Source organism: Streptomyces gilvus (assembly GCF_022513565.1).
Classification (GTDB): domain Bacteria; phylum Actinomycetota; class Actinomycetes; order Streptomycetales; family Streptomycetaceae; genus Streptomyces; species Streptomyces gilvus.
The window spans coordinates 1-22,891 of sequence record NZ_JAKWBE010000047.1; the positions used below are offsets into that span (position 1 = coordinate 1).

The 22,891-nt window shown below is 70.2% G+C and carries 20 protein-coding genes and 2 pseudogenes; 14 read left to right on the forward strand and 8 right to left on the reverse strand.

What is annotated here, in order from left to right:
* Positions 1-153: 153 nt before the first annotated feature.
* Positions 154-520, reverse strand: a pseudogene (locus MKW14_RS38795) (site-specific integrase); the annotation flags it as partial.
* Positions 521-781: 261 nt separating this feature from the next.
* Entirely contained in the window at positions 782-1,384 is a 603-nt protein-coding gene (locus MKW14_RS38800) for a hypothetical protein (RefSeq protein WP_240871197.1), read from the reverse strand.
* Between the two features lie 441 nt (positions 1,385-1,825).
* Here MKW14_RS38800 and MKW14_RS38805 point away from each other — a divergent pair, with 441 nt between their 5' ends.
* From MKW14_RS38805 to MKW14_RS38815, 3 genes and pseudogenes are all read left to right on the forward strand, one after another.
* Complete coding sequence (locus MKW14_RS38805; RefSeq protein ID WP_240871198.1) at positions 1,826-2,491, forward strand: hypothetical protein; 666 nt, start codon at positions 1,826-1,828, stop codon at positions 2,489-2,491.
* Positions 2,488-2,976 (forward strand): DUF6023 family protein, encoded by a 489-nt coding sequence (locus MKW14_RS38810; RefSeq protein ID WP_240871199.1) that lies wholly within the window; start codon positions 2,488-2,490, stop codon positions 2,974-2,976. The genes MKW14_RS38805 and MKW14_RS38810 overlap by 4 nt, the downstream gene beginning before the upstream one ends.
* A gap of 264 nt (positions 2,977-3,240) precedes the next feature.
* Positions 3,241-3,315: pseudogene (locus tag MKW14_RS38815) on the forward strand (VOC family protein); the annotation flags it as partial.
* 33 nt (positions 3,316-3,348) lie between these two features.
* Here the strand turns inward: MKW14_RS38815 and MKW14_RS38820 are convergent.
* Positions 3,349-3,930: an NADPH-dependent FMN reductase gene (locus MKW14_RS38820; RefSeq protein WP_240871200.1), complete on the reverse strand. Its 582-nt coding sequence runs from the start codon at positions 3,928-3,930 to the stop codon at positions 3,349-3,351.
* An 88-nt stretch (positions 3,931-4,018) separates the two neighbouring features.
* On the opposite strand from MKW14_RS38820, the gene MKW14_RS38825 reads away from it, so the two are divergent.
* Complete coding sequence (locus MKW14_RS38825; RefSeq protein WP_240871202.1) at positions 4,019-4,525, forward strand: MarR family winged helix-turn-helix transcriptional regulator; 507 nt, start codon at positions 4,019-4,021, stop codon at positions 4,523-4,525.
* 87 nt (positions 4,526-4,612) lie between these two features.
* Here MKW14_RS38825 and MKW14_RS38830 read toward each other — a convergent pair whose 3' ends face one another.
* Both MKW14_RS38830 and MKW14_RS38835 read right to left on the reverse strand, forming a co-directional pair.
* Positions 4,613-5,443 carry an alpha/beta fold hydrolase gene (locus MKW14_RS38830; protein ID WP_240871205.1) on the reverse strand — a complete coding sequence of 277 codons (831 nt, stop codon included), beginning with the start codon at positions 5,441-5,443 and terminating at the stop codon, positions 4,613-4,615.
* A 193-nt stretch (positions 5,444-5,636) separates the two neighbouring features.
* Positions 5,637-5,846 carry a hypothetical protein gene (locus tag MKW14_RS38835; RefSeq protein WP_240871207.1) on the reverse strand — a complete coding sequence of 70 codons (210 nt, stop codon included), beginning with the start codon at positions 5,844-5,846 and terminating at the stop codon, positions 5,637-5,639.
* A gap of 152 nt (positions 5,847-5,998) precedes the next feature.
* Here MKW14_RS38835 and MKW14_RS38840 point away from each other — a divergent pair, with 152 nt between their 5' ends.
* The 10 genes from MKW14_RS38840 to MKW14_RS38885 all read left to right on the forward strand — a co-directional run bounded on the left by MKW14_RS38840 (position 5,999) and on the right by MKW14_RS38885 (position 18,859).
* Positions 5,999-6,739 carry an aminoglycoside phosphotransferase family protein gene (locus MKW14_RS38840; RefSeq protein WP_240871209.1) on the forward strand — a complete coding sequence of 247 codons (741 nt, stop codon included), beginning with the start codon at positions 5,999-6,001 and terminating at the stop codon, positions 6,737-6,739.
* 160 nt (positions 6,740-6,899) lie between these two features.
* Positions 6,900-7,784, forward strand: a complete 885-nt coding sequence (locus MKW14_RS38845; RefSeq protein ID WP_240871210.1) for a DUF2797 domain-containing protein — start codon at positions 6,900-6,902, stop codon at positions 7,782-7,784.
* 160 nt (positions 7,785-7,944) lie between these two features.
* On the forward strand, positions 7,945-8,820 hold the full coding sequence (locus MKW14_RS38850; protein ID WP_374116660.1) for an amidohydrolase family protein: 876 nt from the start codon (positions 7,945-7,947) through the stop codon (positions 8,818-8,820).
* Positions 8,821-8,948: 128 nt separating this feature from the next.
* On the forward strand, positions 8,949-9,689 hold the full coding sequence (locus tag MKW14_RS38855) for a response regulator transcription factor (RefSeq protein ID WP_059202906.1): 741 nt from the start codon (positions 8,949-8,951) through the stop codon (positions 9,687-9,689).
* Entirely contained in the window at positions 9,686-11,329 is a 1,644-nt protein-coding gene (locus MKW14_RS38860; protein ID WP_240871212.1) for a sensor histidine kinase, read from the forward strand. The genes MKW14_RS38855 and MKW14_RS38860 overlap by 4 nt, the downstream gene beginning before the upstream one ends.
* A 14-nt stretch (positions 11,330-11,343) precedes the next feature.
* Complete coding sequence (locus MKW14_RS38865) at positions 11,344-12,819, forward strand: bifunctional glycosyltransferase family 2/GtrA family protein (RefSeq protein WP_240871213.1); 1,476 nt, start codon at positions 11,344-11,346, stop codon at positions 12,817-12,819.
* The gene (locus MKW14_RS38870; protein WP_240871214.1) at positions 12,816-15,068 is read left to right on the forward strand and encodes a glycosyltransferase family 39 protein; all 2,253 of its coding nucleotides are present in this window, start codon (positions 12,816-12,818) and stop codon (positions 15,066-15,068) included. The genes MKW14_RS38865 and MKW14_RS38870 overlap by 4 nt, the downstream gene beginning before the upstream one ends.
* Before the next feature lie 69 nt (positions 15,069-15,137).
* Entirely contained in the window at positions 15,138-16,541 is a 1,404-nt protein-coding gene (locus MKW14_RS38875; RefSeq protein WP_240871216.1) for an MFS transporter, read from the forward strand.
* Positions 16,542-16,597: 56 nt separating this feature from the next.
* Positions 16,598-17,359 carry a TetR/AcrR family transcriptional regulator gene (locus tag MKW14_RS38880; protein ID WP_240871217.1) on the forward strand — a complete coding sequence of 254 codons (762 nt, stop codon included), beginning with the start codon at positions 16,598-16,600 and terminating at the stop codon, positions 17,357-17,359.
* 174 nt (positions 17,360-17,533) lie between these two features.
* Complete coding sequence (locus tag MKW14_RS38885; RefSeq protein WP_240871221.1) at positions 17,534-18,859, forward strand: IS4 family transposase; 1,326 nt, start codon at positions 17,534-17,536, stop codon at positions 18,857-18,859.
* 43 nt (positions 18,860-18,902) lie between these two features.
* Here the strand turns inward: MKW14_RS38885 and MKW14_RS38890 are convergent, their stop codons facing one another.
* The 3 genes from MKW14_RS38890 to MKW14_RS38900 form a co-directional block, all read right to left on the reverse strand.
* On the reverse strand, positions 18,903-19,376 hold the full coding sequence (locus MKW14_RS38890) for a PPOX class F420-dependent oxidoreductase (protein ID WP_240871225.1): 474 nt from the start codon (positions 19,374-19,376) through the stop codon (positions 18,903-18,905).
* A 48-nt stretch (positions 19,377-19,424) separates the two neighbouring features.
* Entirely contained in the window at positions 19,425-20,246 is an 822-nt protein-coding gene (locus tag MKW14_RS38895) for a YceI family protein (RefSeq protein WP_240871226.1), read from the reverse strand.
* 102 nt (positions 20,247-20,348) lie between these two features.
* Positions 20,349-22,823 carry an MFS transporter gene (locus MKW14_RS38900; RefSeq protein ID WP_502628188.1) on the reverse strand — a complete coding sequence of 825 codons (2,475 nt, stop codon included), beginning with the start codon at positions 22,821-22,823 and terminating at the stop codon, positions 20,349-20,351.
* Positions 22,824-22,891 lie beyond the last annotated feature (68 nt).

Below are 22,891 nucleotides of genomic sequence, written 5' to 3' on the forward strand. Positions count from 1 at the left end.
GGGATCATCCCGGAGGGGGCTTTGTCGTGGTGTACAGCAGTGAAGTCCAGCAACGGTCGAGATCAGCCGGTGTCAGTGTCGCTGTCGGCGTCGGTGTCGGTGCCGCCCATCGCGGCGGACAGCTTGCCGAGCGCGGCCCGCACCTCTTCCTCGCTCCTCGGTCTTGGTCTCCCGATGAAGGATCTGACGGCCCGCGCGCTGGATCTGGTGATCGACGTACAGCTCACCGCTTTCGAAGTCGATGGACTTCCAGGTCAGTCCGAGGACTTCACCACGACGGAGCCCGAGGCAGAGCACCAGGACCCAGGCTGCGAACAGCGGATCTTCGCGCGCCACGGAATCGGCGAGGAAGCGCCCCGCCTCGACGACGGACCACGGCTTGATCCGCCGGCGACGAGGCTTCGGGACCTTGACCAGAGAGGCGACGTTCTTGGTGATCTCCTCCTCGGTCACGGCGTGCGTGAACGCGGCGCGCAGGGCGGCGTGCCGCCTGAACCACGCGGCGGGACGGGTACGACCGGGCAGGTCCACAGACTGCCCGACGCGCCGGAAGCTTACGGGGCCATGATCACTCGCGCCAAAGCAGCGGCACCCCAAAGCCGCTCCGCCGACCTTGGCATGTGTCTGCCACATCGCGCGGGGAACCACGGGGAATACCGGGGACCAGTGGCCTATCCACCTGACGCCAACGGCGCTCCGCCGCAGGTCATCCCACCATCCATCGCCAGGGAACCCAAGCTTCCCAAGCTGATGGCATGCGTTGCTCGGTCCAGCAGCCGAGTCAGACGAGGTCTCGCCAAAAGGGGACCGTTGCCCTCGGGTTCCAGTTCTCGTCGACGTCGCCGCGTGCCTCGTCGAATTCCTGGTGCATGTAGTCGGCCAGGTCCAGCCCGTAGTAGATGACATCGGTCTGCCACATCGAGAGCACCGGATGCCCGAAGCTTCCCCGCCCGGCCGGCAGGTATCGGTGGGCGTACACGGGCACCAGCACCGGCGCCGCCCCAAGATGACGCCTCGCCGCATCCAGTGCCGCCGCATCGTCAGGCGGACGCTCGCCCCAGCCGTCGTACCAGAACCGGTTGTGCTCAATGTCGAGGAGCACACCCTCGACCGGCCAGTCGAGCTGTCGACGCAAGCTGTCCAGGTCGCCACCCCGCCACTCCGGCCAGGGCCTGGACCAGGTCTGCCCTTCCTCGGGAGATACGTTGACCGGCAGGCCGGCTGCAAGGAATGCTCGGTGATCGTCTGCGAACTCGAAGCCGTACTCGCGCTCGATGCGCGCGAACTCGGCGTCCGTCAGTCCCGGCTCAAACGCATAGAGGCCCGTCTCTGCCAGACGGCGTGCGGCCTCCGCACCCAGGCGTGTTCCCTCATTGCTGATCACCGCCGCACGTTAGCGCCAACCGAAGCCCGCAGTCACCCAAGTTGTGCGCGGTCCCCGTCTCGGTTTCCGTCTCATTCAGCACGGTTCACGGCCGTTCAGGGGAGACCGGAAGCCGAGAGCGAGTGAGCGTCCAGCCGTCCATGAACGCAGGTGAACGCCCCTGCACTCACCCCAACGGCCCACCAACACAGTTGGAAAGCGTGTTGGGACAAGGTCGACGGCACGTCGGGCCCCGCCAGCCAGCAGACCCGGTCGGCTTGGTTTCGCGGAAGTCGTCACCGGTGAGGCCAAGACCCCCATCCCGATACGAGGGCCGAGCCCCCCAGTGGAAGCCTCAAGTCCTCCTCAGAACATCCACTTTGTCATTGTCGCGTGCATGATCATCACATACGGTCCAAGAGCTCGATCGCCACGGGGGCGGTCCACCAGAACAGGTGTCACATGGGCATCAGCTCACGGCGCGCAATGACCGGCGCTGCCACTGCACTGCTTCTTTGCCTCATGAGCGCGGGCACTGCCGCCGCTGAGGAGGCGCCGTCCGACAGCACGGCGTCTGAAAGCGCAGGTTCCGACAGCACGACGATATCTGCCGACCAGACGACAGACATCAACGACAGACAGGGGTGGGAAGACACCGACGATCAACCGCTCAGCGACAAGGCGCCGACCATGTGCGACAGAGCGGAGACGTGGTACACCATCACGTCGAAGAAGGCCGTCCACATTCCGTCGTGGTGGAACGGAACCAAGTACAAGGATGGACCAGGCGGCACGATGACCGTGTCCGTGACCAGGGGCGGCACCATCTCGGCCGATGTAACGGGCACTGGAGAGTTCGAGGCCAGCGACGTCGTTTATAAGGCCAAGGTCAGCGTCAGTGTGAAGATCGGCTTCAGCGTGAGCATCACTACCGGGCACACGTACTCTCACGACATCAGCAGGAACAAGTACGGCCATCTGCAGTACGGTTCGTGGGGGTACAAAATAACCTGGAAGAAGTGGCGTTCGAACAGCGGTAGCCGCTGTAACGCCGTTGAGATCGGTCATGGATCAGCGTCTTTGCCCACGTCCGAGACTGGCTGGAAGTACTGGGAAACCTCGTCATGACCGACTTGAGCCTGCGGGCATGGTCCACCGGATGCGCTGTGGCAGCATCGGCACTGTTCTTGGCCTCGTGTACCTCCGGCAGCGGTGAGCCTGCTAAAACGACGTCTTCACCCCACGCGGCGAGCGCGTCTCGGACCGCAACCAAGGCGCAGGAGAAGAAGCTCACCGACCAGGCCCAAGCGGCCCTTGCCGCCGTGCACAGCGGGAAAATGGTCGAGGCCGGCGCGGAGCGCATGACTGACGGCATCCACACAGAGCCCACGCTGAGCCAGGGCAAGACGTACAAGCTCAACCTGGTGTGCATCGGCAGCGGCAACGCACGCTTGACGTTCACGCCGGCGAGTACCGGGCCGAAGGCCGATGTGCCTTGCGATCAGTCAGTGGTGCAGCGACGGATCACCGCCCACAAGATGCCGGTCCGCATCGATGTCGACGGCGTCAAAGGGTCCACAGGTGTGATCGCCTGGCAGATCGACACCGTCTGATCGAAGCACCAGTGCGTACAGCAGCGAAGTACAGCAACCCCAGCAACCGACCACGGCCGACAGCCACTCTGCGAGACCGAACGACGGCCTAAATGACCGCCGTTGACCGTTCTCTGTAGAGCTACGGATCAGAAGGTTGCAGGTTCGAATCCTGCCGAGTGCACACAGCTCAAAGCCCCCTCGGGATCATCCCGGAGGGGGCTTTGTCGTGGGCTACTGCGACGCCGAGACCGTCATCCGCCGTCACTGCGACCATGATTGGCCGATGGGCCGTTCGGCCGCACTTTCACCTTCGCGGACCCGGACGGCTACCAGGTGCCCCTCCATGGCCGCGGCTGAGTCGGGCAGGCGTCCTGGGGGAGCCGAGGGCCGCTATGTCGTCGTGGTCGCCGTCACCGCTCGTACCGTGCGCAGCGCGTTCGACCAGCTGGTCAGCTGGTCGAGCATCGTGGCGACCGATGCCGGCAGGCCGTCGCCGGGGGTGAAGGTGCCGGAGGCGAAGGCGGGGAGCAGGGGGATGGCCGGCTGGGTGCGGACCGTGGCGATCTGGAGTTCGGCCAGGACGAGCCGCAGTGCCTCGGCGGCCCGGACCCCGGCCGCCCAGCCGCCGTAGCTCACGATGCCGGCGGCCTTGTCGTTCCACTCCCGGTAGACGTAGTCCAGGGCGTTCTTGAGGTCCCCGGGGAAGGAGTGGTTGTACTCGGGGACGAGGAAGACGTAACTGTCGAAACCGTCGATCAGTTCGGCCCACGTGCGGGTGTGGGCGTGCTGGTACTGCTGGTGGTTCGGGTTGCCGGGCTCGTCCAGGTTGCCGAGGTCGTGGTGGGCGAGGTCGATGAGTTCGTAGTCGGCGCCGCCGTGGGCGCGGGCGGTGTCGAGGAGCCAGGCGGCTATCCGGTCGCCGCGGCGTCCGGGCCTGGTGCTGCCGAGGATGATGCCGATACGGAGGGTCATTGCGGCCTTTCGGCGGAGAAGAGTTGACGTGACAACTCTAGGAAGGGTGAGTTGTCGCGTCAACTCTCTTCCGGGTAGCCTTGCCGGCATGGTGGAACCCGACGCGCTCAAGCCGGAGGAGTGGGATCTCTGGGACCGGTGGATGCACGCACAGCGCCTGCTCCTTCAGGAGATCGACCGGCGCTTGCAGGCCGAATTCGGCATCTCCAAGGCGGAGTTCAGCGTCCTCGTCACCCTGCTGAGGGCGCCCGGCCGTGAGGTGCGCGTCGTGGACATGGCGGATTCGCTCGGCTGGGAGAAGAGCCGGGTCTCCCATCAGCTCACGCGCATGGAGCGCCGCGGGTTCGTGGTCCGTACCGAGAGCGGGGCCAGTGGGCGGCGTACCGGGATCGGGCTGACGCCGGACGGGCGCCGCCTCGCGGAGCGCGCCGTCGTCGCGCACGCCGGCAACGTCCGCCGCTACTTCATCGATCAGCTCGCGCCCGAGCAGGCAGCGGCCGTCAGCGCATGGAGTGACCACATGATCGAGCGGCTCGAGCAGCAGGGCGAACGGGGCAGCGTCGGTGCCACGGGTGGCAGCGCCTCTCGCACGTGATCGGGTCTCCACGCGTGTGTGTGATGTCAGGTGACAGGCCCCGGAGCGATGCCCCGGGGCCTTCGGCGGTTCTTCGGGGACGGACCGTCAGGACTGGAGGAAGGCGAGGATGTCCGGGTTGAGGACGTCCGGGTGGGTCGACAACATGCCGTGCGGTAGGCCCTCGTAACTCTTGAGGGTGCCGTTCTTCAGGAGCTCCACCGTCAGCGGTGCCGAGTCGTCGTAGGGGACGACCTGGTCGTCGGTGCCGTGGCAGACCAGGACCGGTACGTCGATCTGCCTGAGGTCCTCGGTGAAGTCGGTCTCCGAGAAGGCCTTGATGCATTCGTAGTGGGCGTTGGCCGCGCCCATCATGCCCTGCCGCCACCAGTTGTCGATCAGTCCCTGCGACACCTGCGCGCCAGGGCGGTTGAAGCCGTAGAACGGGCCCGAGGGCACGTCGATGAAGAACTGCGCGCGGTTGGCGGCGAGGGCCGTGCGGAAGCCGTCGAAGACCTCGATGGGCAGGCCGCCCGGATTGCTCTCCGACTTGACCATGACGGGCGGTACGGCGCCCACCAGCACCGCCTTCGCGACACGGCCGGGCTTGGCGCGTGCGACGTAGCGGGCGACCTCGCCGCCGCCGGTGGAGTGACCGATGTGGGCCGCGTCCCGCAGGTCGAGCGCGTCGGTGAGGGCGATCACGTCGGCGGCGTAGGTGTCCATGTCGTGGCCGGTGGCGGACTGGCTCGAGCGTCCGTGCCCTCGGCGGTCGTGGGCGATGACCCGGTAGCCGTGCGCCAGGAAGAACAACATCTGGTTGTCCCAGTCGTCGGCGCTCAGTGGCCATCCGTGGTGGAAGACGACCGGCCGGGCGTCTCGCGGCCCCCAGTCCTTGTAGAAGATGGTGGTGCCGTCGTCGGTGATGACTGTACCCATCGCTGATCCTCCGCTCGCCCGGGCGTGCTCCGGTGGCACGGAGGTGTGGGGGCACGCCGGGATTGACGAATTCACGCCCTGGGGCGCGGTCTGGACGTACCCGGACCACAGTACGCGCGGGCTGCGAACGGCACACCCGCAAACGGGGGTTCCGGAGGGTGGCCGCGTCGGCCGCGAGGAACGTCCTGGCGGGTCAGGCCTTCGTGTCCGCCAGGTGTTGGAAGGCGCGGGTGGTGCGGGGGTGGGCGAGTTCGTCCAGGAGGTGGCGCCATTCGGGGTCGGAGAGGCTCGGGTGGGCCAGGTCCCAGGCGGTGAGGAGGAGGGTCAGTTCGCCCTCGTCAGGGGGCTCGGCGGGGGTCTGTAGGGTTGCCTTCGCGGTGGTGGTGGGCTCGGGCGGGTTCATCGGATGTCCCTTCGGCGCGTGTCGGCTTCGGTTCCACCATGCCGCTGTGGCGGCGCCCCCGCCATGAAGCCTCCCACCGGACGGGAGGTGTAGGTGGCCCTACTCCCGGGGGTTGCCCGCACCCCCGAGGATCCGTACCGGATGGTGACGTGGTGAGCGAGGAAGGCCGTACGGAGGCGGAGGTGCCGTTGGCCGGCGGGCGGATCACTCCGGGAGTGGTCCGGGTGGGGGACACGGTACGGCGGCCCGTCGGCGCCTCGTCCGCCTTCGTCGCCGAACTGCTGGGGCATCTCGCCGACGCGGGTTTCGCCGGCGCCCCGCGGCACCTCGGACTCGACGCCGCCGGACGGGACGTCCTCAGCTACCTCCCCGGCTGGGTCCCCGCCCGCTTCCAGCACTGGACCGACGCCCAGGTCGCCGCCGCCGGCGCCCTGCTGCGCGCGCTGCACGACGCCACGCGCGCGTGCCGCCTCGCAGGCGGGCACCCGGTCGTCTGCCACAACGACCCCGGCCCGAACAACACCGTCTTCAGGAACGGCCCGGACGGTGCACCGGTCGCCTTCATCGACTTCGACACGGCCGCACCCGGCGATCCGCTGGAGGATCTCGGCTACATGGCGTGGACCTGGTGCGTGTCGTCCAAGCGCGAGGCGTCGCCGGTCGCCGCGCAGGCCGCACAGGTCCGCGTCCTCGCCGATGCCTACGGACTCGGCCCGGACGCGCGTCCCCGTCTTGTCGACGCCATCATCGAACGTCAGTCCCGTAACGCCCGCTGGTGGGCGGCCAGTCGGCTCGCCCCACCCGCGGTCATCGCCGAGCGCGTCACCTGGTCCGAGCGCGAACACGCCTTCACGGCCGCCCATCACGGGTCCTTCGCCGCGGCCCTGCGCTGAGCCGGGTCCCGCCGGTTCCTGCCGGTCCCGCCGGTTCCTGCCGGTCCCGCCGGATTTCGCCGGAGTCGTACGGCTCGCTGCAGGCGCCCACGGGTCCCTGACCTGCGCGGATGCCGTCGCCGGAGCCCGTTGTCAGTGGTGGCGTCTACTCTCGGAGGCGATGGCACAGGCATGGAAGTGCTCGGGGCTGCGGTGGGCGGGCGGCGGTCCCGTGCTGGCGTGGGACGGTGGTCGGCGCAGCGCGCTGACCTGGGGGAAACGGGTGGCCTTCAGGGTCGCGGACGGGGGTGTGCGGTCATGTGTGGGAGCGCGGGGGCATGCGTGCCCGGTGCGGGCGGCGGTGCCGGGACGGAGTACGGGGGCGCGGTGCGAGGAGTGCGCGCGGCTGGACCGGGCGCACTCCGTGGCCGCCGACACCATCGCGGACGACCCGCGCCCGTACCACGTGTATCTGGCGTGGTTCGGGCCCGGCATGGTCAAGGTCGGGATCACCGCCGAAGAGCGGGGCTCGGCGCGGCTGCTGGAGCAGGGCGCGGTCTGCTTCAGCTGGCTCGGCCTCGGTCCGCTGATGGGGGCCCGGCGCACGGAGGAACTGCTGCGCGCCGCGCTCCGGGTGCCCGACCGCATCCCGTACGGCGAGAAGCGCGCCGTCCGTTCCCGGCTGCCGGCGTCGGCGGCTGAGCGGGCGGCCGAGGTGGAGGCGCTGCACGGCCGGGCCTGCGCACTGACCGCCTGGCCGGAGTCGCTGCGGCGGGAGTCGTGCCAAGTCGTCGACCATGTGGGGGCGTTCGGGCTCACCGGCCTCCCGGCCGCCACCGGGGAGGTGACCGAGCTGGCCGCGGGCAGCGGGGTGAGCGGGAAGCTGCTCGCGGCCGCGGGGCCCGATCTGCACCTCGCGACGGGACGCGGGGTCGTCGTGCTCGACACGCGGCTGATGACGGGGTGGGACATAGTGCCGAGCGGGGACGAGGAGGGCGTCACCGCTCCGGTCAGAGAGGTGAGGGGGGTGAGGGAGGCGGACGGCGTTCAGGACGGACTCTTCTGACGGACCGATCTGCCTGGCTGTTCTGCTCTGCCTGGCTGTTCCGCACACCCGGGCGTGGGTGCGGGTGAGGAGGGGATGAGAGATCGAGGTAGAGGTAGAGGGGTAGAGGGGTAGAGGCTGGATACCGGCGCGAGCGGGTTCGAGAGGGCGTATGGCTGAGATGGCGGAGGCCGGGCAGGTCCGGCGGTTCTGGGAGCGGCTGGGGCTGCCGGGGCTGGTCGACGTGCACACGCACTTCATGCCCGAGCGCGTGCTGCGCAAGGTGTGGGGCTACTTCGACTCGCTGGGGGCGCTGACCGGCGGGGTGGAGTGGCCGATCACGTACCGCGCGGAGGAGGCGGAACGGGTCGCGCTGATACGGGAGTTCGGGGTGCGGGCCTTCACCGCCATGCTCTACCCGCACAAGCCCGGAATGGCGCGGTGGCTCAACAGCTGGGCCGTCGAGTTCGCCACCCGCACTCCCGACTGTCTGCACACCTCCACGCTCTTCCCGGAGGACGGGGTCGAGGCCTACGTCCAGGAGGCGGTCGACGCGGGGGCGCGGGTCTTCAAGGCGCACGTGCAGGTGGGCGCGTACGACCCGGCGAGCGAACTCCTCGATCCCGCTTGGGGGTTGCTCGCGGAGGCGGGCGTGCCGGTGGTGATCCACTGCGGTTCGGGACCCGCGCCGGGCAAGCACACCGGGCCCGAGCCGATCGCCCGCGTGCTGGCCCGCCATCCCCGGCTGCGGTTGGTCGTCGCGCACATGGGGATGCCCGAGTACGAGGACTTCCTCGACCTGGCCGAGCGGTACCGGGAGGTGCGGCTGGACACGACGATGGCGTTCACGGACTTCGGCGAACGGTTCGCGCCGTTCCCCGGGCGGGCCCTGCCCCGGCTCGCGGACCTCGGCGACCGCGTCCTGCTGGGCAGCGACTTCCCCAACATCCCGTACCCCTACCTCCACCAACTCCACGCCCTGGAGCGCCTGGACCTCGGCGACGACTGGCTGCGGGCGGTGTGCCACGACAACGGGGCGCGGCTGTTCGGACTGTGAGACCACTTCCGGAGCCCCTCGCGTCAAGGAGCTTCCCAGGGGTTCCCTGAGAGGCGCCTGTGCGTTTCTCAGAGAAATCACAGGTTGTCGAAAGGGTGCTCTCAGAGGATCCAGACAGTCTGTCCACCATGACCACGACCTCGCCCCAGGGGCGCACCGAACTGCTGAGGCCGGACGGGAGCCCCGTCCGAGTGCTTGTGGTGGACGACGAGCTGTCGATCACCGAACTGCTGTCCATGGCCCTCCGTTACGAGGGCTGGCAGATACGGTCGGCCGGAGACGGCACGGGAGCCATCCAGACCGCTCGTGAGTTCCGTCCCGACGCCGTCGTACTCGACATGATGCTGCCGGACATGGACGGGCTGACCGTCCTGGGGCGGCTGCGCCGGGAACTGCCGGACGTGCCGGTGCTGTTCCTGACGGCCAAGGACGCGGTCGAGGACCGTATCGCCGGACTCACCGCGGGCGGCGACGACTATGTCACCAAGCCGTTCTCCCTGGAGGAGGTCGTGGCGCGGCTGCGGGGTCTCATCCGCCGCTCCGGTGCCGCCGACCGGCGTTCCGACTCCGTGCTCGTGGTCGGTGACCTCACCCTGGACGAGGACAGCCACGAGGTGTCGCGGGCCGGGGACAACATCCACCTCACCGCGACCGAGTTCGAGCTGCTGCGTTTCCTCATGCGCAATCCGCGGCGCGTGCTCAGCAAGGCGCAGATCCTCGACCGGGTGTGGTCGTACGACTTCGGTGGGCAGGCCAATGTGGTCGAGCTCTACATCTCGTATCTGCGGCGCAAGATCGACGCCGGCCGGGAGCCGATGATCCACACGCGGCGCGGGGCCGGTTATCTGATCAAGCCCGCCGCCTCATGAGCGGGCGACGACGGCCGCGCACGCAGAAGCGACGAGCGGGACAGCCGCGCACCCTGCGGGCGCGGCTCGTCGTCGCGTCCGTGGTGCTGATCGCGGTGGTGTGCGCGGTGATCGGCACGGTGACGACGCTGGCGCTGAGGTCGCATTTGTACAACGAGCTCGACCAGCAACTGGGTGAGGTGGGCAAGCGCGCGTCCGGTGCGTTCGCACCGGGTGGTCCTGGCAAGGACGGCAACGGCATGCCCGGCCAGCAGGGCAACGGGCAGAACAACGCACCCACGAGTACCCATACGACCGACCTCAGCGACTTCGTCACCCGGGGGCCGCAGCCCGCGTCGTCGACGATCGCCGCCAAGGTCGTGAACGGCTCCGCCACCGAGGGCAAGGTGGGCCACAAGTCCACCTCCACGTTCTCGATGAGCGCGGTGTCACTCACCAAGGCCCAGTTGGCGGCCCTCAACTCCGTCGCCCGTGACGCCAACAAGCACACGGTGGACATCCCGGGTCTGGGCTCGTACCGCGTCTCGTACGTCCATGGCCCCAACGGCAACTACTACGTCGCTCTCCCCACCAAGGAGACCGACAACACCATCAACACCCTGATCCTCGTCGAGGTCAGTGTCACCGCCGCCGGTCTCGGAGCCGCCGTGATCGCCGGCTACGTGCTCGTCGGTGTCGCCACCCGGCCGCTGCGGCGGGTCGCCGCCACCGCGACCCGGGTGTCCGAACTGCCCCTGCACACCGGCGAGGTGAACCTCAGTGAGCGGGTGCCCGAGTCCGAGACCGATCCGCACACCGAGGTCGGCCAGGTCGGCGCCGCGCTCAACCGGATGCTGGACCACGTCCACGGCGCCCTGCACGCCCGTCAGCAGAGCGAGATGCGGGTACGGCAGTTCGTCGCGGACGCCAGTCACGAGCTGAGGACTCCTCTCGCCTCCATCCGCGGGTACGCCGAGCTGACCCGGCGCGGGCGGGAGCAGGTCGGGCCCGACACCCGGCACGCCCTGGGCCGGATCGAGTCCGAGGCCGGGCGGATGACCCTCCTCGTCGAGGATCTGCTGCTGCTCGCCCGGCTCGACGCGGGGCGCCCGCTGCAGTTCGAGCAGACCGATCTCATCCCGCTGGTCGTGGACACCGTCAGCGACTCCCGCGCGGCCGGCATGGACCACAACTGGCGGCTGGACCTGCCCGACGAACCGGCGCTGGTGTCGGCGGACGCGGCCCGGATCCAGCAGGTGCTGGTCAACCTCCTCGGCAACGCCCGCAAGCACACCCCGCCCGGCACCACCGTCACCGCACGCATCCAGCGGCGCGGCCCGTGGATGTGCGTGGACGTCGAGGACAACGGCCAGGGCATCCCGCCCGACCTGCTGCCGCACGTCTTCGAGCGGTTCGCCCGCGGCGACTCGGCGCGTTCGCGTGCCACCGGGTCCACCGGGCTCGGCCTCGCCATCGTGCAGGCCGTCGCGACCGCGCACGGCGGCGCGGTGACCGTGGACAGCGTGCCGGGCCGTACGGTCTTCACCGTCCATCTGCCGGCGCTCGCCCCGGCGGTCCCCCACCCGGCTCCTGAGACGGACTGGGAGTCGCACTCACAGGTGCAGCACAGTGCCGGCACATGGGTGCAACAGGGCACTTGACCAGAGTCGTTTCCATGCGAACCGATTCTTCTCCCGGCACCCTGCCGGCGCGGGAGCACCTCCCGGCCGGCGACGCCGGTACGCCTGTCCTGGACGTAGTGATCCCCGTCTACAACGAGGAGAAGGACCTCCAGCCGTGTGTGCTGAGACTGCACGACCACCTCAAGCGCACGTTCCCGTACGCGTTCCGCATCACCATCGCGGACAACGCGTCGACCGACACCACCCCGATGGTGGCGTCGCGGCTGGAGTCGGAGATCGCCGAGGTCAGGAACTTCCGCCTGGAGCAGAAGGGCCGCGGACGCGCCCTGCGCACCGTGTGGTCCGCCTCGGACGCCCCGATCCTCGCCTACATGGACGTGGACCTCTCCACCGACCTCAACGCCCTGCTCCCGCTGGTGGCCCCGCTGATCTCGGGCCACTCCGACCTCGCCATCGGCTCGCGGCTCGCCCGCAGCTCCCGGGTGGTGCGCGGTCCCAAGCGGGAGTTCATCTCCCGGACGTACAACCTGATCCTGCGCGGCTCGCTGCAGGCCCGCTTCTCGGACGCGCAGTGCGGATTCAAGGCGATCCGGCGTGACGTCGCCCAGGTGCTGCTGCCGCTGGTGGAGGACACCGGCTGGTTCTTCGACACCGAGATGCTGGTCATCGCGGAGCGCGCGGGTCTTCGTATCCACGAGGTGCCCGTCGACTGGGTCGACGACCCGAACTCCACCGTCCACATCGTGAAGACGGCGACCGAGGACCTCAAGGGCGTGTGGCGGGTGGGCAAGGCGCTCGCGACCGGTTCGCTGCCGCTGGACCGGATCACCCGCCCGTTCGGCGACGACCCGCGCGACCGCGAGATCCAGGACGTGCCGAAGGGACTGGCCCGCCAGCTCGTCGGGTTCTGTGTCGTCGGCGGTCTGTCGACCCTCTTCTACCTCGTCCTCTACAGCCTCTTCCGGCAGTTCGGCGGCTCGCAGCTCGCCAACGCGCTCGCGCTGCTGGTCTCCGCGGTCGCCAACACCGCGGCCAACCGGCGGCTGACCTTCGGGGTGCGCGGCCGCGGCGGCGCCGTCCGCCACCAGGCGCAGGGCCTCGTCGTCTTCGGCATCGGCCTCGCGCTGACCAGCGGCTCGCTCGCCGCCCTGAACGCGGCGACGTCCGACCCGGCGCACTCCACCGAGCTGGCGGTGCTGATCGCCGCCAACCTCGCGGCGACCGTGCTGCGCTTCCTGCTCTTCCGCGCCTGGGTCTTCCCCGAGCGCGACGACAGCCGGCCGTCCACGGTGGTGGCCGCGCACACCCCGTCCTCGCCGACGTACATGACGGCCCCCCTCCCGCAGTACCAGCCGCAGCCCCCGTTGCCGCAGCGCCCGGCCGCGCACCGCGGCCACGACACCACCCCGTTCCGCGCCGGCGAAGTCGCGGACCGCAGCTGGGAGGACGCCACGATGCATCTGCAGCCGGTGCGTCCGACCGACACCGATCCGAGGGACGCCCGATGACCACCCACTACGACCAGACGACGTATCAGGGGGGACCCGGTCCCTCCTCCTGGGGGCCGCCCCCCGCGCCCACGGTCACCACGGCCGTGCAGGAGCCGCCGGCCCCCACGGAGCCCCGGGCCGGTGAGCCGCAGCAGCCCTTCGTACGGAGACTGTGGCGCGGCCGCCCCGAGGACCCCCGCTGGGCGCGCCCGGCCTTCCTCGGACTGCTGGCCGCCACCCTCCTGCTCTACCTCTACAACCTCAGCGCCTCCGGCTACGCCAACTCCTTCTACTCGGCGGCCGTGCAGGCCGGCAGCGAGTCCTGGAAGGCGTTCTTCTTCGGCTCGCTGGACGCGGGCAACGCGATCACCGTCGACAAGCCCCCGGCGTCCCTGTGGCCGATGGAGCTGTCGGTCCGGATCCTCGGCCTCAACTCCTGGGCGATCCTGCTCCCCGAGGTCCTGATGGGCGTCGGCGCGGTGGCCGTGGTCTACGCGGCCGTGCGGCGCCGCTTCAGCCCCGGGGCCGGTCTGATCGCGGGCGCGGTGCTCGCGCTCACTCCCGTCGCGGCGCTGATGTTCCGGTTCAACAACCCGGACGCCATGCTGGCCCTGCTGATGGCGCTGGCCTGCTACTTCGTGGTGCGTGCCGTCGAGGACGGCAGGACGCGGTGGCTGGTGTGGGCCGGGGTCGCGATCGGCTTCGCGTTCCTCGCCAAGACCCTGCAGGCCTTCCTGATCCTGCCGCCGCTGGCGATCGTGTACGCGGTGTGCGCGCCGGTGTCGCTGAAGAAGCGGTTCGGACAGCTGGCCGCGGCGACGCTCGCGCTGGTCGTCTCCGGCGGCTGGTGGGTCGCGATCGTCGAGCTGTGGCCCGCGTCCTCCCGCCCCTACATCGGCGGTTCGCAGAACAACAGCTTCCTGGAGCTGACCTTCGGCTACAACGGCCTCGGCCGCCTCAACGGCGACGAGACCGGCAGCGTCGGCGGCGGTGGCGGGGGCGGCGGCACCGGCATGTGGGGGGCCACCGGCTGGAACCGGATGTTCAACTCCGAGGTCGGCGGCCAGATCTCCTGGCTGCTCCCGGCCGCGCTGATCCTCTTCGTCGCCGGCCTCGTCGCCACGCGCAAGCTGAAGCGGACCTCCGCCACCCGCGCCTCGTTCCTGGTCTGGGGCGGCTCGCTGCTGATGACCATGGTCGTCTTCAGCTACATGGCGGGCATCTTCCACCAGTACTACACGGTCGCTCTCGCCCCCTACATGGCCGCCGTGATCGGCATGGGCTCGGCGGTCCTGTGGGAGAAGCGCAGGGAGACCTGGGCCTCGATCACCCTCGCGGGCGCGGTCGTGGCGAGCGCGGTGTGGAGTTACGTCCTGCTCAACCGCACCTCCAGCTATCTGCCGTGGCTGAAGTACGTGGTCCTGATCGGCGGTCTGACCGCCGCGCTGGGCCTGATCTTCGCGGGCCGGATCAACCGGCAGCTGGCCCTCGGGGCGGCGGCCGTGGGTCTGGTCGCCGCCCTGGCCGGCCCGACCGCGTACACCATCAGCACCCTGCAGACGGGCCACACCGGCTCCATCGTCACGGCCGGTCCGGCGGGCGCGAGCATGATGGGCGGTCCCGGCGGCGGCGGTACGCGCGGCGGCATGCCGGGCGGCCAGAACGGCAACGGCAACTCCCAGAGCCAGAACCAGCAGGGCAACGGCTTCCCGGGCGGCGGCACGACGGGCAACGGCAACGGCGGCTTCGGCGGCATGCCGGGCCAGAACGGCAACGGCAGCACGCAGGGCCAGAACCAGCAGGGCAACGGCAGCACCCAGGGCCGGCAGAACGGCAACGGCTTCCCCGGCATGGGCGGCGACGGCGGTGGCATGGGCGGCGGCGGTGGCGCCGGCGGCCTGCTGAACGGCGCCAGCGTCTCCTCCGCGGCCAAGAAGCTGCTGGAGACGGACTCGTCCAAGTACACCTGGGTCGCCGCGGCCATCGGCGCCCAGAACGCGGCGAGCTACCAGCTCTCCACCGGCGACCCGGTGATGGCGATCGGCGGCTTCAACGGCACCGACCCGTCCCCGACGCTGGCCCAGTTCCAGAAGTACGTGGCGCAGGGCAAGATCCACTACTTCATCTCCTCCGGCACCGGAGGCGGCATGGGCGGCAGCAGCACTGGTACGTCCTCGCAGATCACCTCCTGGGTCGAGAAGAACTTCAAGAAGGTGACCGTGGGTTCGTCGACCTTCTACGACCTGACGCAGAAGGCGAGCAGCTGACCGGCGGCCCGAAGATCTGACGGAAAACGTGTTGTACACCGTATAGCAGCCAGCTATACGGTGTATGGCATGTCTCCGTCCCCCCACACCCCGGCCCAGGGCCACCCCCGCCGCTGGCTGATCCTCGGTGTCATCTGCCTGGCCCAGCTCACCGTGCTGCTCGACAACACCGTCCTGAACGTGGCGATCCCCTCCCTGACCCGGGAGCTGCACGCCGGGACCTCCGACCTCCAGTGGATGATCAACGCGTACTCGCTGGTCCAGTCCGGCCTGCTGCTGAGCGCCGGCAGCGCGGCGGACCGCTACGGCCGCAAGAAGATGCTGATCGCGGGGCTCGCCCTGTTCGGCATCGGTTCGCTGGCGGCCGGACTCGCGGGCTCCACGGGCCAGTTGATCGCCGCGCGGGCCGGTATGGGAGTCGGCGGGGCGCTGCTGCTGACGACCACGCTGGCGGTGGCGATGCAGATCTTCGCCCCCGAGGAGCAGCCGAGGGCGATCGGCGTGTGGGCCGCGGTCAACGCGCTGGGCTTCGCGGCCGGACCGCTGATCGGCGGGTTCCTGCTGAACCACTTCCGGTGGGGCGCGATCTTCCTGATCAACCTGCCGGTGGCGGCGCTGGGCCTGGTGGCCGTGGTGGCGCTCGTACCGGAGTCGAAGAGCCCGAGCGGCGACCGCCCCGACCTGCCGGGCGCGCTGCTGTCCACCGTCGGGATGGCCTCGCTGGTGTTCGCGATCATCTCCGGGCCGGAGCACGGATGGCTCTCGGGCCGGGTGCTGGCCCCGGCGGGCGTGGCCGTCGCCGTACTGGCCCTGTTCGCCTACTGGGAGAGCCGCGTTCCGCATCCCATGCTGGACCTGCACTTCTTCCGGGACCGCCGGTTCACGGGGGCGGTCACCGGGGCGGTGCTGATCACCTTCGGCATGGGCGGCGCGCTCTTCCTGCTCACCCAGCATCTGCAGTTGGTGCTCGGTTACGGGCCGCTCGAAGCCGGTCTCCGCACGGCGCCGCTCGCTCTCACGGTCGTCGCCCTGAACTTCTCGGGGCTGTCGGCGAAGTGGGCGGCGCGGCTGGGGACGCCGGCGTCCATCGCGCTCGGGATGGTGCTGATGGCGGGCGGGCTGGTGTCGATCGCCCTGCTGGACGCCGGGGGCTATGCCGGGACGCTGGTGGGGCTGCTGCTGATCGGGGGCGGGTGCGCGATCGCCAACCCGGCGATGGCACATGCGATCATGAGCGCGATTCCCCCGGAGAAGGCGGGGGTCGGGGCCGGCGTCAACGGCACCCTGGCCGAGTTCGGCAACGGCCTCGGCGTCGCCGTCCTCGGGGCCGTGCTCGGCTCCTCCGGAGGGCTGGCCGAGGGGCTGAGGGCCGGTCAGCTGGTGGGTGCCGTGGCCGTGTTGCTGGGCGGGTTCGTGGCGGCGGCGTTGCTGCGACGGGCGCGGCGGGCAGACTCGGAGATGGCGGTCGCCTGAGGGCCGGCCGCCGACCGGCACCTCGATGCGTGAACGGAAGTCTAGGAAGGTACGCCATGGTGAGGGCAGCCGAGCGGGCCGTGCGGACCAGTGTGTGGCTCGAGGGCAAGGTCCGTCGGGGCGGACGCGGCGGCGGACAGCCGTCGGGCCTGGACCGGGACCGGATCACCGAGGTGACCGTGCGGCTCCTGGACGCCGAGGGGCTGGCGAAGTTCTCCATGCGCAGACTGGCCGCCGAGCTGCACGTCACGGCGATGTCCGTCTACTGGTACGTCGACACCAAGGACGACCTCCTCGAACTCGCCCTGGACGCCGCCTACGGCGAACTCACCCTGCCCGACCCGGACACCGACGAGGACTGGCGCGAGCAGCTGCGCACGCTGGCGACGGAGTACCGCTCCCTGCTGGTCCGCCATCCCTGGCTGTCCCCGCTGGCGGGCACGTTCCTCAACATCGGCCCGAACTCGCTGGCCTTCTCCCGGGTCATGCAGCTGGTCATCCGCAAGACCGGCCTGCCGGTGCACGGCCTGACCGGCGCCATCTCGCTCGTCTTCCAGTTCGTGTACGGCTACGGCACCATCGAGGGCCACTTCATCGCCCGGTGCACGGAGGCGGGCATGACCCAGGACGAGTACTTCCAGCACGCGATGAGCGCGGTGACCCGGTCACCGGAGGCCGCCGAGATCGTCAAGGAGAACGAGGAGATCATGGCGGCCCGGGGCGGTGACACGGTGGAGGAGATGCGGGCGCGGGACTTCACCTTCGCCCTGGACCTGCTGATCGCGGGCATCGAGGCGATGACCGACAAGCCCCGCTAGCCCCAAGGCCGTGAAGTTATGGATCGGGTGGGGTTGTCCAGGGGGCCTTGAGGTGCGGTTTCGGCGGACGTGAGGAGCGGAGCCCCGGTAGAACTGGCAGTCGACCAAGACAAGCCGTTCACAGGACCGGAGGCTCCGCTGTCCGAACAGTGTGCCATCACGCGTACCGTCACGGTGGCCGGAGGCCGGTTTGCGCCCGGTCACCTCGGTGAACTCACCCAGCTGGTGCCCTTCGAGATGGTCGATGCGGCGCTGAGTGCGACCAGGACGGTGCAGTCGCGGCTGCGGGATCTGCCCTCCCGGGTCGTGGTGTACCTGGTCCTGGCCGGGTGCCTGTTCCCGGAGGCCGGCTGTCCGGGAGTGTGGCGCAAGCTCACGGGAGCACTGGCCGGGCTGCCGGTGGTCTCGCCGTCGGCGAGTGCGCTGGCCCAGGCCCGACGCCGCGTCGGCAGCAGACCGCTGCGGTGGCTGTTCGACCTGCTGCGGGGCCCGGCCGCGACCGCGCACGGGCCAGGGATCCGCTGGCACGGCCTGCTGGTGGCTGCACTCGACGGCACCACCCTGACGGTCCCCGACACCCCCGCCGTCATGACCCGGTTCACCAAGCAGGCCGGCAACCACGGCGGGACCGGATACCCACAGGTCCGCCTGCTCGCCCTGGTCGCCTGCGGCACCCGCACCCTCATCGACGCGGTGTTCGGACCCACCACCGCGGGCGAGACCACCTACGCCCCGCGCCTGCTGCCCAGCCTGCGGCCTGGGATGATCCTCCTCGCCGACCGCAACTTCGGCGCCCAAAAGCTCGTGGCCGACATCGCTGCCACCGGCGCCGAGGTCCTGGTCCGGCTCAAAAACGGCCGCCGCATGCCCGTCCTGGCCCGCTACCGGGACGGCTCCTGCCTCTCCGCCCTGGGCGGCCTTCCCGTCCGCGTCATCGACTGCGAGATCACGGTCACCACCACCGCCGGGAAGCATGCCGGCCTCTACCGGCTGGCCACCACCCTGCTCGACCACCACCGCCACCCGGCAGCCGAACTGGCCGCGCTGTATCACCAGCGCTGGGAGATCGAAACGGCCTACCTGGAACTGAAGTCGACCATCCTCGGCGGCCGGGTCCTGCGGGCCCGCACCCCCGACGGCATCGAGCAGGAGATCTACGCCCTGCTGGTCGTTTATCAGCTGCTGCGGACCGCCATGGCGGACGCCACCAGCACCCGGCCCGGCACCGATCCCGACCGCGCCAGCTTCAGCATCGCCTGGCAGACCGCCCGCGACCTGGTCATCCAGGCCGCGGGCGTCATCGCCGACACGGTCATCGATCTCGCCGGCACCATCGGCCGACAGGTCCTGGCCGGCTTGCTGCCCGCACGGCGGCTACGCGTCAGCCCCCGCATCGTCAAACGCGCGATCTCCAAATACCAGGCCCGCGGCCCTCACATCGACCGGACCAGCTACAAAGCCACCACCGGCATCAACATCCTCGCGCCCACAGGCCCTTGACAACCCGCCCCCACCGCAAACTTCACGGCCTTGCCGCTAGCCCTCAGGCGTCCGGCGTGGCCAGCCGTGCCGGGAAGCCGCCGGTGGCCACCGGCCCCCACCGCTCCGGCGTGACCCGGATGATGGACTTGCCCTGCTTGACCATCGCCTCCCGGTACTCGTCCCAGTCGGGATGCTCACCGGCGATGTTGCGGTAGTACTCCACCAGCGGCTCCACGGAGTCGGGCGAGTCGATGACCTCCGCGGTGCCGTCGATCTGGACCCAGGGCCCGTTCCACTCGTCGCTCAGGACCACCAGGCTGACCCGGTCGTCCCGCTTCGCGTTCCGCGTCTTCGCCCGCTCGGGGTACGTGGAGACCACGATCCGCCCCGAGTCGTCGACCCCGCAGGTCAGCGGCGAGGCCTGCGGGCTGCCGTCGGCGCGTCGGGTGAGCAGGATCGCGCGGTGCCGCGGCCGTACGAAGTCCAGCAACTCGTCCAGCGAGACGGTCGTGTTCGTAGCGATGTTCGGTGCCATGGGGCCAGCCTAGGCGGACGGCCCCCGCTCGGCCCGCTCCCGCCGGGCCTACGCCTGCGGCAGGGACTCCCCCTGTACGGCCTGGATGTCCAGCTCCACGCGCAGTGTCGTGCCGATGGCGGCGATGCCCGCCTGGACGATCTGGTTGTAGTTCATGGCGAAGTCCTCGCGCCGCAGTTCGGTCGTCGCGCGGAAGGCGGCGCGTGTGCCGCCCCACGGGTCGGCGCCCGTGCCCAGGTAGGCGAGGTCCAGGTCCACCGGCCGGACCACCCCGTGCAGGGTCAGTTCCCCGTGCACGGTCCAGCGGTCGGAGCCCGCCGCTGTGAGCCCGGAGGACCGGTAGGTGATCTCCGGGTGCTTCTCGGCGTCCAGGAAGTCCGGCGAGCGCAGATGGTCGTCGCGCATGCCGTTGCCGGTGTCGATGGAGGCCGCCCGGATCACCGCCTCCACCCGCGACTTCTCCACCTCGTCCGGCGCGATCTCGATCCGCCCGGCGAAGTCGGTGAAGCGGCCGTGGACGCTGGAGATGCCCAGGTGCTGGGCGATGGCGCCCACCGAGGAGTGCGCGGGGTCGATGGTCCACGGCCCGGGCGGCGGCAGCTCGGTGCCGCCCTGCCGGGCCAGCGTCACGTTCCCGAGCTCGGCCCGGCCGCTCGCGGTGACGATCGCCGTGGAGGCGGCGGGCGCGTACCCGACGGCGGTGACGATGACGACGTACGGCCCCGGGGTCAGCGCGGTCGTGTCCCGTACGGCCCCCTCGGCGTCCGCCTCGGCCCGCAGCACCTGCGCGCCGGTCATGTCGGTCACCGTGACGACCGCGTGCGACACGGCCCATCCGTCCCGCGTACGGATCCTCGCGGTCAGTCCCATCCCGTTTCTCCCTGCGAAAGCTGTCGGTCTCAAGAGAACCGGCCCGTGGCGGGGACGCGTCCGAGAAGCGGAGCGCGTCACCACCACGGGCCGGAGTTCGAACTACTCGGCCGGGTGGGCCAGTTCGATGTCGTGGCCGTCGACCCCGCGGCCGTTCACCGTCAGGGCCGTCGCCACCGGCGGGTAGCCGGTCGCGATGACCGTGTAGTCGCCGCTGTTCAGGTCGGTGAAGGCGTACGCCCCGTCCGCCCCGGTGGTCGCGGTCCCCACGACGTTGCCGGCCGCGTCGACCAGCGTGACCCGCGCGTCCGCCAGCGGCCCGTGCGGCGCCCGTACGACACCCTGCAGCTGGGCCCCGGAGTCCAGGTCGACCTCGATCCGGGTCACCCCGGCCCCGCCGACCTCGACGGGCAGCGCCCGCGGCCGGAACCCGGCGGCGTTCACGGCGATGGTGACCTGCCCCGGCACCAGCTCGGCGAAGGAGAACTCGCCCTGCTCACCGGTGTTTCCGGTGGCCAGCAGATCCCCGCGCACATCGGTCACGATGACCATGGCGTCCTTGACCGGCAGCCCGTTCTCCGCGGCCCGCACCAGCCCGTTCAGCTCGCTGGTGCCGCTGAGCAGGATGTCGTACGACACCGGCTCGCCGTTCACCACGACCGTGGACGCCTGCGGCTGGAACCCGTCCGCGGAGGCGATCAGGACGTACGACCCGACGCTCGGCGCGTCCACCGCGTACGAACCGTCCGACTGCGTCACCGAGCGGCCCAGCTGCCGTCCGGCCAGCGAGATCAGCGTGACGGCGGCCTGCGGCACCGGCGCGCTCTCGGCGCCGCGCACGAAGCCGCGCACCGGGATCCCGCCGGAGCCCCCCTCGGAGGACGCCTCGGGCCGGGCGATGGTGGCCACCGCGGCGAGCTTCTGCGTGCCGTCGGCCGCGGTCTCCGTGTCGGACACGGCCCAGCTCGGGACGTGCCCGGCGGCGGAAGCCTGTGCGGCGACCGGGGCCTCGGCGGCCGCTTCGGCCTGCTCCGGGGCCGGCGTCCGCTCCGCGTCCGCGGCCTGCGCCAGGGCGCCCTTGGTCTTCAGCGGGACCTCCTTGATGAACAGGGTGATCAGGAACGCGACGGCCGCGAGGCCGCCGGCGATCAGGAAGACGTCGGCGATGCCGTGGCCGTACGCGCTCTCCATGAGGGTGCGGACGGGGGCCGGCAGCTTGCCCAGGTCCGGGATGCTGTCCGCGGAGGAGCTGGAACCGGCCAGCGCCGCCCGGTACTTGGGGTCGAGGGCGGCGACGCCGTCCGAGACGTAGTGGGTGATCCGGCGGGCCATCACCGCGCCCAGCGCCGAGACGCCGACCGCACCGCCGAGGGAGCGGAAGAAGGTGACCGTGGAGCTGGCCGAGCCGAGGTCGGACGGGTCGACCTGGTTCTGCGTGCACAGCACCAGGTTCTGCATCATCATGCCGATGCCGAGACCCAGCATGGCCATGAAGATCGACATCTTCCAGTAGGCCGTGTCGTACCGGATGGTGCCGAGCAGCCCGAGGCCGGCCGTCACCAGGACGCCACCACTGACCAGCCAGGCCTTCCAGCGGCCGGTGCGGGTGATGAACTGCCCGGAGACGGTGGAGGAGACGAACAGCCCGCCGATCATGGGGATGGTCATCACACCCGACATCGTCGGGGACTTGTCGCGGGCCAGCTGGAAGTACTGGCTGAAGAACACCGTGCCGGTGAACATCGCGACACCGACGAACAGCGAGGCCAGCGAGGCCAGCGTGATGGTGCGGTTGCGGAACAGCCGCAGCGGGATGATCGGCTCGCTCGCCTTCGACTCCACGAGCACGAAGACCAGACCGAGGACGATCGAACCGCCGACCATCGCGTAGGTCTGCCAGGAGATCCAGTCGTACTTGTCGCCGGCGAAGGTGACCCAGACCAGGAGCAGCGAGACGGCGGCGGCGACGAAGGTCGCGCCGGCCCAGTCGACCTTCACGTCCCGCTTCACGACGGGCAGGTGCAGGGTCTTCTGCAGCACGATCAGCGCGATGACGGCGAAGGGGACGCCGACGTAGAAGCACCAGCGCCAGCCCAGCCACGAGGTGTCGGTGATGACGCCGCCGAGCAGCGGGCCGCCGACGGTGGCGACGGCGAAGGTCGCGCCGAGGTATCCGGAGTAACGGCCGCGCTCACGCGGGGAGATCATCGCGGCCATGACGATCTGGGCGAGCGCGCTCAGACCGCCGACGCCGATGCCCTGCACGACACGGCAGGCGATCAGCATGCCCGGGTTCTGCGAGAGGCCGGCGGCCATCGACCCCAGTACGTAGACGACCAGGGCTATCTGGACGAGCGCCTTCTTGCTGTAGAGGTCGGCGAGCTTGCCCCACAGGGGCGTGGTCGCGGTCATCGCCAGCAGGGAGGCGGTGACGACCCAGGTGTAGGCGGACTGGCCGCCGCCGAGGTCGCTGATGATGTGCGGGAGCGCGTTGGTGACGATCGTGGAGGACAGGATCGCCACGAACATGCCGAGCAGCAGCCCGGAGAGCGCCTCCATGATCTGCCGGTGCGTCATCGGGGCGTCGCCGGCACCGGCCGCTCCCCAGTGCTTGGCATGAGCCCGCACACCGGCTGGTGTGGTCG